At 68.8% G+C, this 15,543-nt stretch carries 10 protein-coding genes; 7 read left to right on the forward strand and 3 right to left on the reverse strand.

Features of this window, described 5'->3' with window-relative positions:
• Positions 1-153 precede the first annotated feature (153 nt).
• Positions 154-1,899: an ATP-binding protein gene (locus tag ACQY68_RS13445; protein ID WP_428149987.1), complete on the reverse strand. Its 1,746-nt coding sequence runs from the start codon at positions 1,897-1,899 to the stop codon at positions 154-156.
• Between the two features lie 157 nt (positions 1,900-2,056).
• Here ACQY68_RS13445 and ACQY68_RS13450 point away from each other — a divergent pair, with 157 nt between their 5' ends.
• The 3 genes from ACQY68_RS13450 (at position 2,057) to ACQY68_RS13460 (ending at position 8,523) form a co-directional block, all read left to right on the forward strand.
• Complete coding sequence (locus ACQY68_RS13450) at positions 2,057-2,311, forward strand: hypothetical protein (RefSeq protein ID WP_428149989.1); 255 nt, start codon at positions 2,057-2,059, stop codon at positions 2,309-2,311.
• An 87-nt stretch (positions 2,312-2,398) separates the two neighbouring features.
• Positions 2,399-4,219, forward strand: coding sequence for an autotransporter assembly complex protein TamA (locus ACQY68_RS13455; protein WP_428149991.1), 1,821 nt, complete (start codon positions 2,399-2,401; stop codon positions 4,217-4,219).
• Between the two features lie 29 nt (positions 4,220-4,248).
• Complete coding sequence (locus ACQY68_RS13460; protein ID WP_428152667.1) at positions 4,249-8,523, forward strand: translocation/assembly module TamB domain-containing protein; 4,275 nt, start codon at positions 4,249-4,251, stop codon at positions 8,521-8,523.
• Here ACQY68_RS13460 and ACQY68_RS13465 read toward each other — a convergent pair.
• Together ACQY68_RS13465 and ACQY68_RS13470 are read right to left on the reverse strand one after the other, a co-directional pair.
• Positions 8,520-9,038: a hypothetical protein gene (locus tag ACQY68_RS13465; RefSeq protein WP_428149992.1), complete on the reverse strand. Its 519-nt coding sequence runs from the start codon at positions 9,036-9,038 to the stop codon at positions 8,520-8,522. The two genes, ACQY68_RS13460 and ACQY68_RS13465, sit on opposite strands and share 4 nt — an antisense overlap.
• An 804-nt stretch (positions 9,039-9,842) precedes the next feature.
• The gene (locus tag ACQY68_RS13470) at positions 9,843-10,355 is read right to left on the reverse strand and encodes a hypothetical protein (RefSeq protein ID WP_428149993.1); all 513 of its coding nucleotides are present in this window, start codon (positions 10,353-10,355) and stop codon (positions 9,843-9,845) included.
• 122 nt (positions 10,356-10,477) lie between these two features.
• Between ACQY68_RS13470 and ACQY68_RS13475 the strand changes: the two genes are divergently transcribed.
• Genes ACQY68_RS13475 through astB form a run of 4 tightly spaced genes read left to right on the forward strand, consistent with a single transcriptional unit; the run spans position 10,478 to position 15,527 of the window.
• Positions 10,478-11,728, forward strand: a complete 1,251-nt coding sequence (locus ACQY68_RS13475) for a hydrolase (protein ID WP_428149994.1) — start codon at positions 10,478-10,480, stop codon at positions 11,726-11,728.
• The gene (locus tag ACQY68_RS13480) at positions 11,729-12,736 is read left to right on the forward strand and encodes an arginine N-succinyltransferase (protein WP_428149996.1); all 1,008 of its coding nucleotides are present in this window, start codon (positions 11,729-11,731) and stop codon (positions 12,734-12,736) included.
• On the forward strand, positions 12,733-14,196 hold the full coding sequence (astD, locus tag ACQY68_RS13485; protein WP_428149998.1) for a succinylglutamate-semialdehyde dehydrogenase: 1,464 nt from the start codon (positions 12,733-12,735) through the stop codon (positions 14,194-14,196). The genes ACQY68_RS13480 and astD overlap by 4 nt, the downstream gene beginning before the upstream one ends.
• Entirely contained in the window at positions 14,193-15,527 is a 1,335-nt protein-coding gene (gene astB, locus ACQY68_RS13490) for an N-succinylarginine dihydrolase (protein WP_428150000.1), read from the forward strand. The genes astD and astB overlap by 4 nt, the downstream gene beginning before the upstream one ends.
• The last annotated feature ends 16 nt before the right edge of the window (positions 15,528-15,543 follow it).

Consider the following 15,543-nt stretch of genomic DNA (forward strand, 5'->3'; position numbering starts at 1 on the left):
GAAAAGTCAGTCCCAGCCGGCGCCCGGTAGCCCGAATGTCAGACGATCTTGCACTGTCTGGGGCCGCGAAATTACCAAGCCTATGATTTTGTTAACGACTGTACGCGTCGCTTGCACTGTCTTGCACTCGGAATTCGCGAAACAGTGCAACGATCAAGCCTGGGCGACCCGGGCTTCATCTTCCTCGACCGTCTCGGCGCAGGCTTCGGCCAAGGTCGCGGCCAGCAGGACCGGGTCGATCGGCTTGGTCAGGAAGGCGTGCACCCCGGTCGCATCCCAGGCCGCGCGATGCACATCCATGGCGTTGGCTGTCAGGGCGATCAGCGGCGTGCGCCGGTTCATCCCTCCGGCCCGGATCTGGGCCGAGGCCTCCAGTCCGTCCATGACCGGCATCTGCATGTCCATCAGGATGGCGTCGAACCGCTGGATCTTCGCCGCCTCGACCGCCTCCGCCCCGTTCTCGACCAGCAGGATCGTGCACCCGTGCGGCTCCAGCAGGAGCGACAGGATGCGCCGGTTCACCGCGTGATCGTCGGCGGCGAGAATGACCTTGCCCTGCAGCCCGGCCTGCGGCGCCGCCCGACGCCGGGTCTCGACCGCCGGCTTGACCACGGCCTCCATCGGCAGGCTCAGGACAAAGGTCGAACCCTCTCCCTCGACGCTTTCGGCGGTAAGCCGGCCGCCCATGATCTCGGCCAGTCGCCGACTGATCGCCAGGCCCAGGCCGGTTCCGCCGTACTTCCGCGTCGTCCCCGCATCGACCTGTTCGAAGCTGTCGAAAATGCCCGCAAGCCGGTCCGCCGGAATGCCCACGCCTGTATCGACCACCGTGATGATCAGGCGACTATCCGGCGCTCGCCAGTCCACCGAGACAGTGATCGAGCCATCGTCGGTGAACTTCACGGCGTTGGACAACAGGTTGAACAGCATCTGTTGCAGGCGCAGCGGATCGGTGCGGACGCAGTCGGGCACATCGGGCTCGATCTCGATCTTCAGGCGAACACCGTTGGCCTCGGCCTTGGGCCCCCACAGTCGACCGAGCGAGCCCAGCTTCTCGCGCAGATCCATCACCGAGGATTCCAGCGTCATCTTGCCCGCCTCGATCTTCGACAGGTCGAGCACATCGTTCAAGAGGCCGACCAGCACGTCGCCTCCATCCAGAAGCATCGACACATGCTCGCGCTGCTCCCGATCCAGTCGCGTGCGACGCAGCAGGTTGGCCGCAGAGATGACAGCGTTCATGGGGGTGCGGATCTCATGGCTGATGACGGCCAGGAAGTCCGACTTGGCGGCGCTGGCCACCTCGGCTTTCTGGCGTTCCAGCCGCGCCTCGGCGTTGGCGGTCTGCAGGGCCGTCGTGGTCATGGAGCTCTGCCGTACGGCGACGACCAGATGCATCATGTAGAGAACCCCGCCCAGGGCGATCAGCATCTCCTGCGGCTTTCCATCGATGATCGCACCGACGACGGGCATTCCGAGGAAATAAAGGCTGTGCGGAATGACCGCCGCGAACAGCAGCGGCCTCACATGGTGCATATGCAGGCTGACGTGAAGCAGGCCGCCGGCCACCTGAACGATCGCGAACAACCGACCGGCGTCGCCTCCCGCCACCCACAGATAGGCGGCGATGCCCGAATAGACGATCACATTGACCGAGGCCGTGGCGCAGAGGGCGATCTTGTAGGCGAGCGACGGCTCGACGTCGGGACGCCGGCGCAAGGGTCGGAAGGCGACCCAGTCCAGGGCTTGTGTCGCCACGACGGCCCCGAACCAGACGGCGGGCCAGAAGGTGTGGGTCAGGAACCACGCGGTCACGGCGATGAACGCCGCCAGGCCGATCCGCGTCCTGAGTTCGCGGAACCGCACCTGGGCGATCATGGCATAGCCGTTCGCCGTCATCCCTGAGCCCTCTCCCGTTAAGCTGAGTGTCGCGCCAATAGACGAAGGATTGGTTGCCAGAACTCGGTTGATCCGGCGTGACCCACAGCAAGGGACAAGCTATGGAACAGGCCTGTTCACGGCGCGTTTCGACGCCGCACTCCGGGGGAGATTTGAAATGAAGCGTTTGATGTTGCTTGCGGCTCTAGGAGCCGCCGGTCTGGCCGTCGCAGGCTGCGAAGACCCCGAGTCCGGGCAGGTTGAGACCGCGCCGCCGATCGAGGCGCCCGTCGCGCCTGCGGCGACAGATCAGGGCGTTCCTGCTGCCGATACGACCGCCGCCACGGACGTTCCGCCTTCCTCGACCCTGCCTCCCGAGCAGCGCTCGTCGGAAGAGACGGTTAAGCCGGAGAGCGAAACCCTGTTCTATTGATCGGCCGCAAGGTCGTCCCGATTCGCTGATTGAGGGGGGCCTCTGGCGAGCCTGATCCGTCCGGAGCAGGTCGCCGATCAGGGTTGCATGTTGACGTCGAGCTTCTCTCCCTTCCGCCGGATTCCCGTCGCGCTCGTCGCGGCGGTGCTCGGCTTGGGCGCAATCAGCGTCGCGGGAGCGGCCTCCGCTGATCCGCGCGCCCAGATCCGCGGCGACCTCGACGCCGACCTGCGCGCGGCCCTGATCCGCGCCATCGGCGAGACCGACGGACCGCCCACCAACGGCTTCGACGCCCGCCGCCGCGCCCGCGCCGCCATGGCCTCGGCCGAGGCCCTGCTGCGGTCAGAAGGCTACTACCAGCCGATACTGGCCGACGTCGTCGAGGGCGAGGAGAACCCCGTCGCGATCGTCGAGATCACACCGGGCCCACGTTTTGTGCTCGTCGAGCCTGCGATCCGGTGGATCGCGCCCGAACCCGAACCCGAGGTCATCCGGACGGCCCAAGCCGAAATCGGGCTGGACCCCGGCGATCCGGGCCGTGCCGTCGATGTCATCGCCGGCGAAGGCCGGGTCATCGCCCGCCTGGCGCGCGAGGGCTACCCCGACGCCGTTACCGAGCCGCGCCGCGTCGTGGTGGATCACGCCGCCCTGACCGTCGCCCCGACCTACAATATCAACTCCGGCCCTCTGGTTCGCCTCGATGGCGTGCGGCTGGAGACCCGGGGACCGACGAACCCGGATTGGGTCACAGGGCTTGCACCCTGGAACGAGGGACAGCGCTACGATCCGGAACTGGTCGCCGAGCTGGAACGGCGGTTGCTGGAGACCGGCGTCTATGACGGGGTCGCGGTGGCCCTGACGGCGGCGGACCAGACCACCCCCGCCGGCAATCGCCCGGTCGTCGTCACCCTGACCGACAGGCCGCGCCGCATCCTCGAGGCCGGCGCCACCTTCTCGACCGCCGACGGTTCCGGCGTCGAAGGGCTGTGGACCTGGTACAATCGCTTCGGTCGCGCCGACACCCTGCGGTTCCAGGCCCGGATCGCCAACATCGACAGCCGCATCGGCGCGGACCTCAGCCTGCCGCACTGGCGCACGCCAGGAGAGACCTTGGCCCTGTCCGCCGCCGTGGTGAACGAGGACACCGACGCCTATCGCCGGACCGCCGCCGTCCTGTCCGCCGACCTGCGCCAGCGCATCGGCAAGACCTCGTACTACAGCTATGGCATCGGTCTGGACGCGGGCCGGTACAACGAGAACCGCTTCGATCCGGTCACCCAGGCGCCGATCAGCTTCGACCGCGACCTGGCCATCCTGACCGGCCGGGGTAGCGCCTATATCGACCAGTCCAACGACCCGCTGAACCCGACGACCGGCTGGCGCATGACGCTGAACGTCCAGCCCACGGCGGTGGCGGGCGAGGACACCATCCTGTTCCTGCGCACCGAGGCCCAGGCCACGGCCTATATGCCCGTGCAGGACAACGCCCGTACGGTGCTGGCCGGCCGCATGCGACTGGGGTCGATCATCGGCGGGAGCGAGCTCAGCGTCCCCTCGGATCGCCTGTTCTATTCCGGTGGTGGCGGCTCGGTGCGCGGCTACTCCTACCAGGGCGTCGGTCCACGCCTGCCCGACAACACGCCGCGTGGCGGCATCTCCCTGTTCGAGGTCTCGGCCGAGGTCCGTCACGACATCGGCAAGGGATTCGGCGTGGTCGGCTTCGTGGACGCCGGCGCGATCGGCTTCGCGGAGACCCCAGACTTCTCCAACCTGCGCTACGCGGTGGGCATCGGCGCCCGCTACAACCTGTCCTTCGGCCCGATCCGCGCCGACATCGCCCTCCCGCTGGACAAGCGCGAGGGCGACGCGAACTTCCAGGTCTATGTCAGCATCGGTCAGGCGTTTTGACCGATCCGACCTCCAAGCCCCCCCGGCGCGTGCCGTCGGTCCGGAAGAAGAAGCCGGTCGAAACCGTCACGCCTGACGCGATCGCCGCCGAAATCGAGACGCCCGCCAAGGCGGAAAAGCGTCGGCGCACCCGGCTTCAGGCCGTCGCCTTCTTCGGCGGGTTCGCCTTGATCGGCCTGTTCGTCCTAGCCCTGATCCTGGCCTTCGGCGGCCGCATGTATCTGGTCTCCGGCCCCGGGCGCGAGTTGGTCACCAGCTTCGTCGCCGGCAAGAAAATCAGCCGTTATGGCCGCATCAACGTCGAGGGCCTTCAGGGTGATCTGTTCGACGACTTCACCCTGCGTCGCGTCACGATCACCGATGAGAAGGGTGTCTGGCTGGAGGCCCGCGATGTCCGGGTGGACTGGAGCTACTGGCCGCTCGTCAGCCGCCGGTTCCACGCCGCAGACATCACCGCGAAATCGATCCGGCTGATCCGCCGTCCCGAGCTCGATCCGCCGGACGGGCGGCCGCCGCAGCCGATGCCGATCAGCATCGACATCGATAAATTCACCGCCGACATCGAACTCCTGGAAGGCTTCTCGCAGGAGTATGGCCGCTGGCGTCTGACCGGCGACGCCCTGGTCCCCCGCACCGGAGACAAGGTCGCGAACGTCGCCGCCTACAGCCTGAACCGGCCGGGCGATTTCCTGCGCATCGGAGCCACCCTGGGCGCCAAACCTGAGGATTTGCGCCTCAACCTGAGGGCCAGCGAGGCCCAGGGCGGGCCGCTGGCAGGGTCGCTCGGCTATTCGCCGGACCAGCCCTTCTTCGCCTCGGCCCTCGTCAACGGCGACATCGTCAACGCCACGGTGCGCACCGGGGACTTCACGCCCCTGACCGTCCGCGGCCGCTATGGTCCCGAAGGCTCGCGCATCTCCGGCTATTTCGACTTCAGCGGATCGGACCTGCTGGCGCCATTCGTCGAGCGGATCGGCCGCACCGCGCGCTTCGGCTTCGCCTCCGTGCCGGATGCGAAGGACGACAAGATCCAGGGCATGGCCTGGCAGCTGACGGCGGAGAACCTGCAGTCGACCGCCCAAGGCATGATCCGCCTCAATGACCGCAGCGCTCCCGACGGGGTCGCCCTGACGGTCTCGACCGGATCGGTCACCCGGCTGGTCGGAGCGACGAGCGGGGGGGCGGCGACCTGGTCGGGGATCTTCACCGGCGATGCGGCGCGCTGGAAGCTGGACGGGACCGTCCGGTTGGCCAATGCCGACCTCGCCAGCTACGCGGCCCGGACGATCGCCGGGCCGCTCGACATTTCCGCCGACAACGGCCGCATCGGTCTGACCGGTCAGCTCGCCGTCGCAGGGGGGCGCAGCCAAGGGATCGTGGGAGCTCTGCTCGGCGCCGCGCCCCGCCTGTCGTTCGAGGCGGCCCGTCTCGCCGATGGGGCCATCCTGCTACAGAAGGTCGATGTGCGTGGTCAGGCCCTGACCCTGAGCGGCTCCGGCGGGCGCAGCCTGACCGGCGGTCTCGGTTTCCGCGGCCGGGCTGACATCACCGATGTCAGCCGCATCCGGACCGGGGCGACGGGAACCTTCGGCGGTCCGATCCAGGCTTCCTCGGCCCGCAGCGGCGCGCCTTGGGTTTTGACGTTCGACGGGCGCGGCGGACGGCTGACCACGGGTATGGCCGAGCTGGATCGGCTGCTGGGCGCCACGCCCCGGCTGCAGCTCGCAGGCGGACTGGACGACGGAAGGATCGCTATCGAACAGGGCGTCCTGACCGGCGCTGCGGGCAGGGCATCGGCGCGGGGGCTGATCGAGCCGCAGGGGCGGCTGCGTCTGGCGTTGAACTGGAATGCCCAAGGGCCGTTCGGCGTCGGGCCCGTCGCCATCGACGGCGCGATGACCGGTGACGGCGCCCTGACCGGGACCTTGGCCGAACCCCGCGTCGACCTGACCGCCGCCTTCGGCAGCATCGCCGCCGGCCCCCTGACCCTGACCAAGGCGGACCTGGTTCTGAGCTTCCGCAAGGGGACGGACGCCTCGGACGGGCGGATCGTCATGACCGCCGGATCGAACTACGGTCCGGCCCGGGCGGCGGGAAACTTCTTCCTCGGCGGCAATCGCATCCGCCTGACCGAGGTCGATCTGAACGCCGGCGGGGTGACGGCGCAGGGTGCGATCGCCTTGGCCAACAATACGCCGTCGAGCGCCGACCTGACCTTCACGGCCCGTCCCGGCGCCTTTCTCGCCTCAGGCACGGCGGACGGTCGCATCCGGCTGACGGAAGGTGCGGGCGACGAGACGGCGATCCTCGACGTGACCGGCTCCAACGTCCGACTGGCCGGCTCGACCTGGTTGATCCGTTCGCTGGAGCTGGACGGGCGAGGCACCCTCGACCGCCTGCCCTTCACCCTGAAGGCCGATGTTGGCGGAGGAACGCCCGTCTCGTTCGACGGGTCGGGCGTCTATTCGCGGCAGGGCGAGGCGCAGAGCGTCACCCTCAGCGGAGCGGGCAAGGTGCGTGACGTCGCCTTCTCGACGCGCAATGCCGCCGTCGTCGCCCTCGCCGGAGACGGCCGGGTCGCCCGGGTGGACCTGTCGATCGGAGGCGGCGTCCTGCTTGGCGAAGTGCGTCAGGACTCGGATGCCGCTGTGATCCAGGCCGACCTCACCAGCGTCGAGCTGGGCTCCATCGCGCCCGACCTGAGGGGCAGGGTCACGGGCCGGATTTCCCTGCGCGGGTCCGGCGACGACCTTTCGGGTTCGGCCAACGTCAACCTGGCCCAGCTGCGCAGCGTGGATGCGCCTCGTGGTCTCTCGGTGGACGGGGCGGTGACCGCGACCCTCGTCAACGACACGCTGCGCATCCAGGCCAATGCGGCCGGCACCGACGCGGTGCGCGCCACGGCCGACGTCACCCTGCCGGTCGAGTCCTCGGCCGCGCCGCTGCGTCTGGCCATCGCCCGGACCCGCGGCATGTCCGGCCGGGTCGAGGTGCAGGGCCAGATCCAGCCGATCTGGGATGTCTTCTTCGGCGGCGAACGGACGCTGGCGGGTCAGGTCGATGGCTCGGCGACTCTCGGCGGGACGCTGGCGGCGCCCCTGATCAACGGGCGACTGAACCTCCAGAACGGCCGGTTCCGCGACAACGGCGTGGGGCTGACCCTCGAGGACGTCACCCTGGCGAGCCGGTTCGACGACACGACGGCGCTGATCCAGACCTTCACGGCCAACGACGGCGCCGGCGGGACCGTTTCCGGCGACGGTCGCATCGGTCTGCGGGAGGGGTCGGGATCCAATTTCGAACTGACCCTGACCCGGTTCAAGATCATCGACAACGAGATCGCCGAGGGCCGCGCGTCCGGTCCTCTGACCGTCGTCCGGGCCGCCGACGGCAATATCCAGCTGGCGGGCGAGATCAATATCGACGAGGCCCGTATCGAGGCCAATCCGCCGGGATCGAGCGGCATCGTCGGCATGGACGTCGTCGAGATCAACCGCCCCGGCGGCGATCCGGTCGAGGCCGACGACGGTCCCAGCCGGGGTCCCCAGATCGGCATGGACATCCGCCTGCGCTCGCGTGGCGGCGACGTGCGGGTGGCCGGGCGAGGCCTGAACGTCCTGCTCAGCGTCAATGCCCGGGTGCGCGGCACGGTCTCCCAACCGATTCTGACCGGCGGCGCGGCCGTCGTGCGCGGGGACTATGAGTTCGCGGGCAAACGGTTCGTGTTCGACGACCGCGGCTCCGTCTCCCTGTCCACCGACCCGGCGCGGATTCGGCTGAACCTGTCGGCGGTGCGCGAGGATCCGGCCCTGACCGCGACCATCCGGGTCACCGGTACGGCGGCGCGGCCCGAGATCCTGCTGACCTCGACCCCCGCCCTGCCCCAGGACGAAATCCTGTCGCAGGTCCTGTTCGGTCGCTCGGCGTCGCAGTTGTCGCCGTTCGAGGCGGCCCAGCTGGCGGCGGGTGTAGCCTCCCTGGCAGGCGGCGGCGGGTTCGATGTGATCGGAAACCTGCGCGAACTGGCCGGGCTGGACCGGTTGTCGTTCGGCGGCGAGGCCTCGGCCCTGACGGTGGCGGGCGGCCGCTACATCACCGACGACGTCTATCTGGAGATCATCGGCGGCGGCGAGGGCGGGGCGGCGGTCAATGTCGAATGGCAGGTGCGCCGGAATCTGGCCATCAGCTCCGAGTTCGGCGGACAGGGCGACGCCACCCTGTCGATCCGCTGGCGCCGCCAGTCCCGCATCCCCGGAACGGGATCGGAGGACCGGCGGCCCAATCGGGGGTCAGAAGCAAACTAGCGCGACTGCTCCATCTGGATGCGGTCCAGCTGTTTGATGCCCTTGAGGCCGGTGACGTGCAGGACGAGCTGGACGATCATGATCACGACCGACAGGCCGATCTGCCACATGGGCGTGATAGGCACGGTCGGCATCGAGGCGGTCATCAGGGGCGCCGCGACGCTCATGGCGATGCCCAGGGCGATCAGGACGATGAAGAGGATCGCGATGAACTTGCCCGGGCTGCGCCACTGAACGACGCCGAGGATCAGCTGGATCGCGACCATCGCGCCAGCCATCCATAGACCGGCCTGCAGCGAAGCATTGGCCATGGCGCCAGCAGCCGGGTCCCCCTGGGATGCGGTCGCGACCGCGTCCTGCATCGTTCCTGGATTGGCCAGGGTCCAGGCCAGGCCGATCAGGCCGACCACGACGCCGATGAAGATCGAGATCGCGCTGGCCCTGGCCGCACGTTCGGCCTCCGCCTCGGTCGTGATCGGGCTCGAGGGGTTCATCGCCTTCAGCCAGCTGCTCATGTGTCTTTCCTCCAAAATGACAAGGACGTTTTACACGGCGGTGATGGGGTGCGCAATATCGTTCAGCAGTCTCCCTCCCCCTCGGGGGAGGGTCGTCGCGAAGCGACGGGGTGGGGACGGCAGGGCGATGCGGATGCAGGCCTGTGGTGTTTTGCCTTGCCGCCCCCACCCGGTCTTCGCTGCGCTTCGACCACCCTCCCCCAAGTGGGAGGGAGAATACTGAGCGTGATTCATCGCTCCCTGCCCATCGGGCGGAAGTTGTGGGGAAGTCGACGGAGCCCGGGCGGTCGCCCGGAACCGATGTGGCCCCCTGCTTTCGCGTTACGGGGACCGGATGAGAAGTTTTCGGCTCGCGCCAAGGGCTCCGTCGCGACCGGTTCACGCGAGCGGCCGGTGACGGGCTTCGTGCAGCCTGTGGGGTTTTCGTCGCTGTCGACCCCCACGCTTTGCGCCGCTTAAACCCTGTCCGACCTAGGCCCGCGACGGGCGGAGGGTATCAGGTCCCTCCGGGCTCCACGGTTTGTCACCCCATGGACAGTCCTGCACCAGCGCCGGTTCGTGCCTCCACGGATCCAGGTCGTCGCCGGATCAGGGTCCTCGGCCGCGCGCAGCGATACAGTTTCCCGCTCGATCGCGCCCCACAGCACGTCCGGGTCCTGGGCCCAGGACGCCTTCCCCATGCAGTGGGACGGGAGAAGTGTACGCCCGGTCCGGAAGGGGGCGCGGATAAAGGCCCTAAATAATCCCGGGCGTTGAAATCCTTGGGGTCCTGGGCGGATGTGTTGATGGGCATGGGGCCCTTGGTCAGGGCTCTCGTCTCAAGCGATACAGCATGGTCGCGCCCCGCAAGGACGCTACCGCGATGATGGTCGCTGCGATCGAACAGGCCAGAGACAGACCGTACATCCAGCCCGGCCCGATCTGGATCAAGTCGGCGACTCCTGTTGCCCTCCGTACAATCATCATCATGCCGCCATAGGCAGCCAGAGCCAGCCAGACGATGGGAATCCAGCGCGTCATCTGGCGCCACTGCACCCAGGCGAGAACGGCGTACACGGCCGCCGTCACCAAGATGCTGAAGGTAAACATCATTGGTATGCTCGCCTCGAAATAGGGGGTCATCGACGCGATCTGCGCTTCCGAAAGACCACTGACGCCCTGCTGCGCGGTCACGATGTCGGTGAACCAGCCGGGGTTCTTCACCAGCCAGATCGAGGCCGGAAGACCTCCCAGAAACGAAACGACGAGGGCGAACGCCATCGACTGCGCGGCCCACTGGGCCTCGGCCATGCCGCGCGGCTTCATCAGCGGGTTCATCGCCCGCAACCACTTCCTCATACAGACCTCCCCCTTCGGCGACGCCCTGCAGCCTATGCGCGATCTTGCCGTGACAACACCCCGCCTTCACCTTTCCCGCCGCCCCGGCTAGAAGTCCCATCATGCGGATTCTCCCACAGGATCAGGCCGCCCTCGACCTGGTCGGGCGGGGCGAGGCCGATCTGATCGATCGCGCGGTTCGGTGGGCGAACGTCAACTCCGGCAGCGATCATGCGGCAGGGCTGGAGGCCGTGCTGGGTCTGCTCGAGGCCGAGGCGTCGAAGCTGCCGGCGACGGTCGAACGCATTCCGACGCAGGGGTTCTCCACCATCGGCGACGACGGGTCGCTGCGACCGCAGGCGCGGGCCGATGCACTGAAGATCACCGCGCGGCCCGAGGCGCCGATCCAGGTCGTGCTGACCGGCCACTATGACACCGTCTATCCGGCGGACAGCGGCTTCCAGACCGTCGTGGCGCGCCCCGACGGCGCGTTGAACGGGCCGGGCATCGCCGACATGAAGGGCGGCATCTCCGTCATGCTGGGCGCGCTGGAGGCGTTCGAGACCCATCCGGAGCGGGAGCGGGTCGGATGGACCGTCCTGTTGTCGCCGGACGAGGAGATCGGGTCCCCGGCCTCGGCGCCGCTGCTGGCCGAGCTCGGCGTGCGCGGGCATGTGGGCATGACCTATGAGCCGGCGCTGGCGGACGGGACCTTGGCGGGGGCGCGGAAGGGCAGCGGGAATTTCCACCTGATCGTCTCCGGCAAGGCGGCGCATGCGGGGCGGGCCTTCCATGAGGGGGCGAACGCCGTGGCCGGGGCGGCGATGATCGCGGCGGCCCTGCACGCGCTGAACGGGCGTCGCGAGGGGGTGACGGTCAATGTGGCGCGCATCTCCGGCGGCGGAGCGCTGAACGTCGTGGCCGACAATGCGGTGGTGCGGTTCAATGTCCGCGTGCCGGACGCGCAGAGCGCTGCGTGGGTGACGGATGCGATCGGGGAGATCGTTTCGACGCCGCCGTTCGAGGGGCTGAGTCTGGATCTGCACGGCGGGATGACGCGGGCGCCCAAGCCGATGGATGCGTCCCAGACCGCCCTGTTCGAGGCCGTGCGCGAGACCGGCGCCCTGCTGGGTCAGGCGATCGCCTGGTCGCCGTCGGGCGGGGTGTGCGAGGGCAACAATCTGCACGCCGCCGGCCTGCCGAACATCGACACGCTCGGGGTGCGCGGCGGGCTGATCCACTCGTCCGAGGAGTTCGCCTGGCCCGACAGCTTCGTCGAACGGGCGCAGCTGTCGACCCTGATGCTGTGCAAGATCGCCTCGGGCGAGATCGACGCCGAGCGGCTGAAACGCCTTCGGCTGGAGACTTTGTAAATGCTCGTCGTCCGCCCCGCCGGTCCCGGCGACCTCGATCACCTGCTGGAACTGGCCATCCTGTCGGGGCCGGGGTTCACCAGCCTGCCCGAGGATCCGGACCAGCTGTCGGAACGGCTGGACGTCAGCCGCGACAGTTTCACGGGCGCCATCCCCGTGCCGGACCGCTGGTTCACCCTGATGATGGAGGAGACCGACACCGGCGACGTCGACGGCATCGCCAGCGTCAAGGCGACGGTGGGGCTCAAGCGGCCGTTCTTCTCGTTCCGGATTTCGAACAATCCGGCGCAGTCCCCGTCGTTGGGCATCCGTATGGATCACCAGACCCTGACCCTGGTCAACGAATGCTCGGGCTGGACCGAGGTGGGGTCGCTGTTCCTCAAGGCGGACCGGCGCAAAGGCGGCGCGGGGCGATTGCTGAGCCAGTCGCGCTACATGCTGATCGGGGCCCAGCCGGAGCTGTTCGCCGAGACGGTGCTGGCCGAGCTGCGCGGGGTGTTCACGCCCGATGGGGCCTGTCCGTTCTGGGACCATGTGGCGCATAAATTCTTCCCCATGCCGTTCGACCAGGCGGACATGATGACGGGGTCGACGGACAAGCAGTTCATCCTGGACCTGGCGCCGCGCCATCCGATCTATGTCGACCTGCTGCCCGAGGCGGCGCGGGCGGTGATCGGAAAGGTTCATCCGCAGGGCGTGGCGGCGATGGCCTTGCTGGAGAGCGAAGGGTTCCGGCCGAACGGGCTGGTGGACATCTTCGACGCCGGGCCGACGGTGACCTGTCCGAGGGATCATATCCGGACGGTGCGGGATGCGCGGCGGTTGTCGGTCGTGGTGTCCGGGGACTTCGAGGCGGAGCTGCCGGCCTTGATTTCGACGGACAGCGTCGAGGCGTTCCGGGCTGTCCGGGCGAAGGCCGTGGTCGAGGGCGAGACCGTGCGTGTTGCGCCCGAGACGGCAGCGGCGCTGAAGGTGCGGGACGGCGATGTGGTGCGGGTGAAGTCATGAGCGACGGCAAACTCTATCTGAACGGCGCCTGGACCGAGGGTGCGGGAGACGGGTTCGCCTCGTTCGATCCGGCGACCGAGACGCGGGTCTGGCGCGGGAACGAGGCGTCTGGCGCGCAGGTCGGGGCGGCGGTCGAGGCGGCGCGCGCGGCCTTCCCGGACTGGGCCGACCGGCCGCGCGACGAACGGATCGCGGCGATGAAGCGGTATCAGGCGGCGCTGAAGGCGCGGGCGCCGGCCTTCGCTGAGGCCATCAGCCGCGAGACGGGCAAGGCGCTGTGGGAGACCACGGCCGAACTGGGGTCGATGGCCGGCAAGGTCGATCTCTCGATCCGCGCCTATGACGAGCGGACCGGAGAGCGGACGGCGGAGACGGCGTTCGGGTCGGCGACCCTGCGCCATCGGCCGCATGGCGTGGCGGCGGTGCTGGGACCGTTCAACTTCCCGGGACACCTGCCGAACGGGCACATCGTGCCGGCCCTGCTGGCGGGGGACACGGTCGTGTTCAAGCCGTCGGAGGAGACGCCGCACGCGGGCCAGCTGATGGCCGAATGCCTGGAGGAGGCGGACCTGCCGGCCGGGGTGTTCAACCTGGTGCAGGGCGGGCGGGATGTCGGGGCGGCGCTGCTGGACCAGAAGATCGACGCCCTGATGTTCACCGGGTCGGGCGCGGCGGGCGCGCATTTCCGGCGCAAGTTCGCCGACGATCCGCATGTGATCCTGGCGCTGGAACTGGGCGGCAACAATCCGCTGGTGATCTGGGATGCGGCGGATGCGGAGGCCGTGGCGGGCATCGTGGTGCAGTCGGCCTTCGTGACGACGGGGCAGAGGTGCTCGTGCGCGCGGCGGCTGATCGTGCCGGAGGGCGCGGCGGGGGACCGGATCATTGAAGCGGTGATCGGGCTGACGCACCGGCTGATCTTCGGAGCCTGGGACCAGACGCCGGAACCCTACGCCGGTCCGCTGATCTCGAAGCGGGCGGCGGACCAGGCGCTCGGAGCGGTGAGCGACCGGATCGACGGGGGGGCCAAGGTGCTGCTGGCGCCGGGGACGATCGACAGCCTCGGCGGGGCCTTCGTACATCCGGCCATGATCGACGTGACCGGCGTCGATGTGCCCGACGAGGAAATGTTCGCGCCCTTCCTGTCGGTAACGCGGGTCGGGTCGTTCGAGGCGGCGATCGAAGCGGCCAATGCGACGCGCTACGGCCTGTCGGCGGGGCTGGTCAGTGACGATCCAAAGAACTGGGACACCTTCATCCGGCGCATCCGGGCCGGGGTCGTGAACTTCAACCGGCCGACGACAGGCGCGGCGGGGGACATGCCGTTCGGGGGGCTCGGCGCGTCGGGCAACCACCGGCCGTCGGCGTATTACGCCGCCGACTACTGCGCCTATCCGGTGGCCAGTTTCGAGGCGGGCGCCGTGAAGAACATCGAGGGCGAGATCCGGGGGCTGAAATGACCTCCGCCGTCGAAGCCAATGCTGACGGGCTGATCGGGCCGACGCATTCCTATGCGGGGCTGTCGCCGGGGAATCTGGCGGCGAGCCTGAACGCGGGGCAGGCATCGAACCCGAGGGCGGCGGTGCTGCAGGGGCTCGACAAGATGAAGCGGCTGGCGGACCTGGGTCTGCCGCAGTTCGTCCTGCCGCCGCATGAGCGGCCGGACATTCCGTTCCTGCGCGGGCTGGGGTTCGGCGGGTCGGATGCGGCCGTGCTGGAGCGGACGTGGAAGGAGGCGCCGACATTCGCCGCCGCCGCCTGTTCGGCCTCGCCGATGTGGGCGGCCAATGCGGCGACGGTGACGCCTTCGGCTGACAGCGCCGACGGGCGGGTGCATTTCACGCCCGCCAATCTGCATACGAACCTGCACCGGTCGCTGGAGCATGCGCAGACGAAGCGGGCGCTTGAGGCGCTGTTCCCCGATCCCGGGCGGTTCGCGGTGCACGACGCCCTGTGGCCGGTGGCGCATCTGGCTGACGAGGGGGCGGCGAACCATGTGCGTCTGTGCGCCGGGCATGGGGAGCCGGGCGTGAACCTGCTGGTCTGGGGGCGCGATGCGTTCGAGGCCTGGGACGGGCCCTGGCCTGCCCGGCAGACACGGCAGGCATCGGAGGCCATCGCGCGACGACATGGGGCGAGCGGCGCGGTGCTGGCGCAGCAGTCGCGGGCGGCGATCGCGGGCGGGACCTTCCACAACGACGTGGTCTGCGTGGGCGCGCTGGACACCTTGTTCCATCATGCGCTGGCGTTCGAGGACACGGCCGGAACCCATGCGGCCATCCGGACGGCGGCGAACGGGTTCGAACCGATCTTTGTCGAGGTGTCGGAGGCCGACCTGCCGCTGGCGGATGCGATTTCCTCCTATCTGTTCAACTCCATGCTGGTCTCGCTGCCGGGCGAGAGCCGGCTGACGCTGATCTGCCCGACGGAGACGCGGGACAATGCGCGCGCCCATGCGGTGGCGCAGCGGCTGGTCGGATCGAACGGGCCGATCGGGCGGGTCGAATACGTCGATGTGCGTCAGTCAATGCGGAACGGCGGCGGACCGGCGTGTCTGCGTTTGCGGGTCGTGCTGACCGGGGACGAGCTGGCGGCGACCAACCCGGCGATGCGGCTGACCGAAGACCTGCATGCGCGTCTGGCCGCCTGGGCCGGCCGCTGGTATCGGGAGACACTGGCGCCCGCCGACCTCGCCGATCCGGCCCTGATCGATGAGAGCCGGGGCGCACTGGACGAACTCACGGCCCTGCTTGAGCTGGGCGGCGGCTTCTATCCCTTCCAGCGGACCTGATCGGCCCGAACGCGCG

Origin of the sequence: Brevundimonas sp. (assembly GCF_965278935.1) — a bacterium.
Taxonomy (GTDB): Bacteria; Pseudomonadota; Alphaproteobacteria; order Caulobacterales; family Caulobacteraceae; genus Brevundimonas.

Excerpts from the sequence above, each read along its gene's own strand:
- ACQY68_RS13475 (WP_428149994.1), top strand. The coding sequence starts at position 10,478 with ATGCGGATTCTCCCACAGGATCAGGCCGCCCTCGACCTGGTCGGGCGG.
- ACQY68_RS13450 (WP_428149989.1), top strand. The coding sequence starts at position 2,057 with ATGAAGCGTTTGATGTTGCTTGCGGCTCTAGGAGCCGCCGGTCTGGCC.
- ACQY68_RS13445 (WP_428149987.1), bottom strand. The coding sequence starts at position 1,899 with ATGACGGCGAACGGCTATGCCATGATCGCCCAGGTGCGGTTCCGCGAA.
- ACQY68_RS13470 (WP_428149993.1), bottom strand. The coding sequence starts at position 10,355 with ATGAACCCGCTGATGAAGCCGCGCGGCATGGCCGAGGCCCAGTGGGCC.
- astD (WP_428149998.1), top strand. The coding sequence starts at position 12,733 with ATGAGCGACGGCAAACTCTATCTGAACGGCGCCTGGACCGAGGGTGCG.
- ACQY68_RS13465 (WP_428149992.1), bottom strand. The coding sequence starts at position 9,038 with ATGAGCAGCTGGCTGAAGGCGATGAACCCCTCGAGCCCGATCACGACC.
- ACQY68_RS13480 (WP_428149996.1), top strand. The coding sequence starts at position 11,729 with ATGCTCGTCGTCCGCCCCGCCGGTCCCGGCGACCTCGATCACCTGCTG.
- astB (WP_428150000.1), top strand. The coding sequence starts at position 14,193 with ATGACCTCCGCCGTCGAAGCCAATGCTGACGGGCTGATCGGGCCGACG.
- ACQY68_RS13455 (WP_428149991.1), top strand. The coding sequence starts at position 2,399 with ATGTTGACGTCGAGCTTCTCTCCCTTCCGCCGGATTCCCGTCGCGCTC.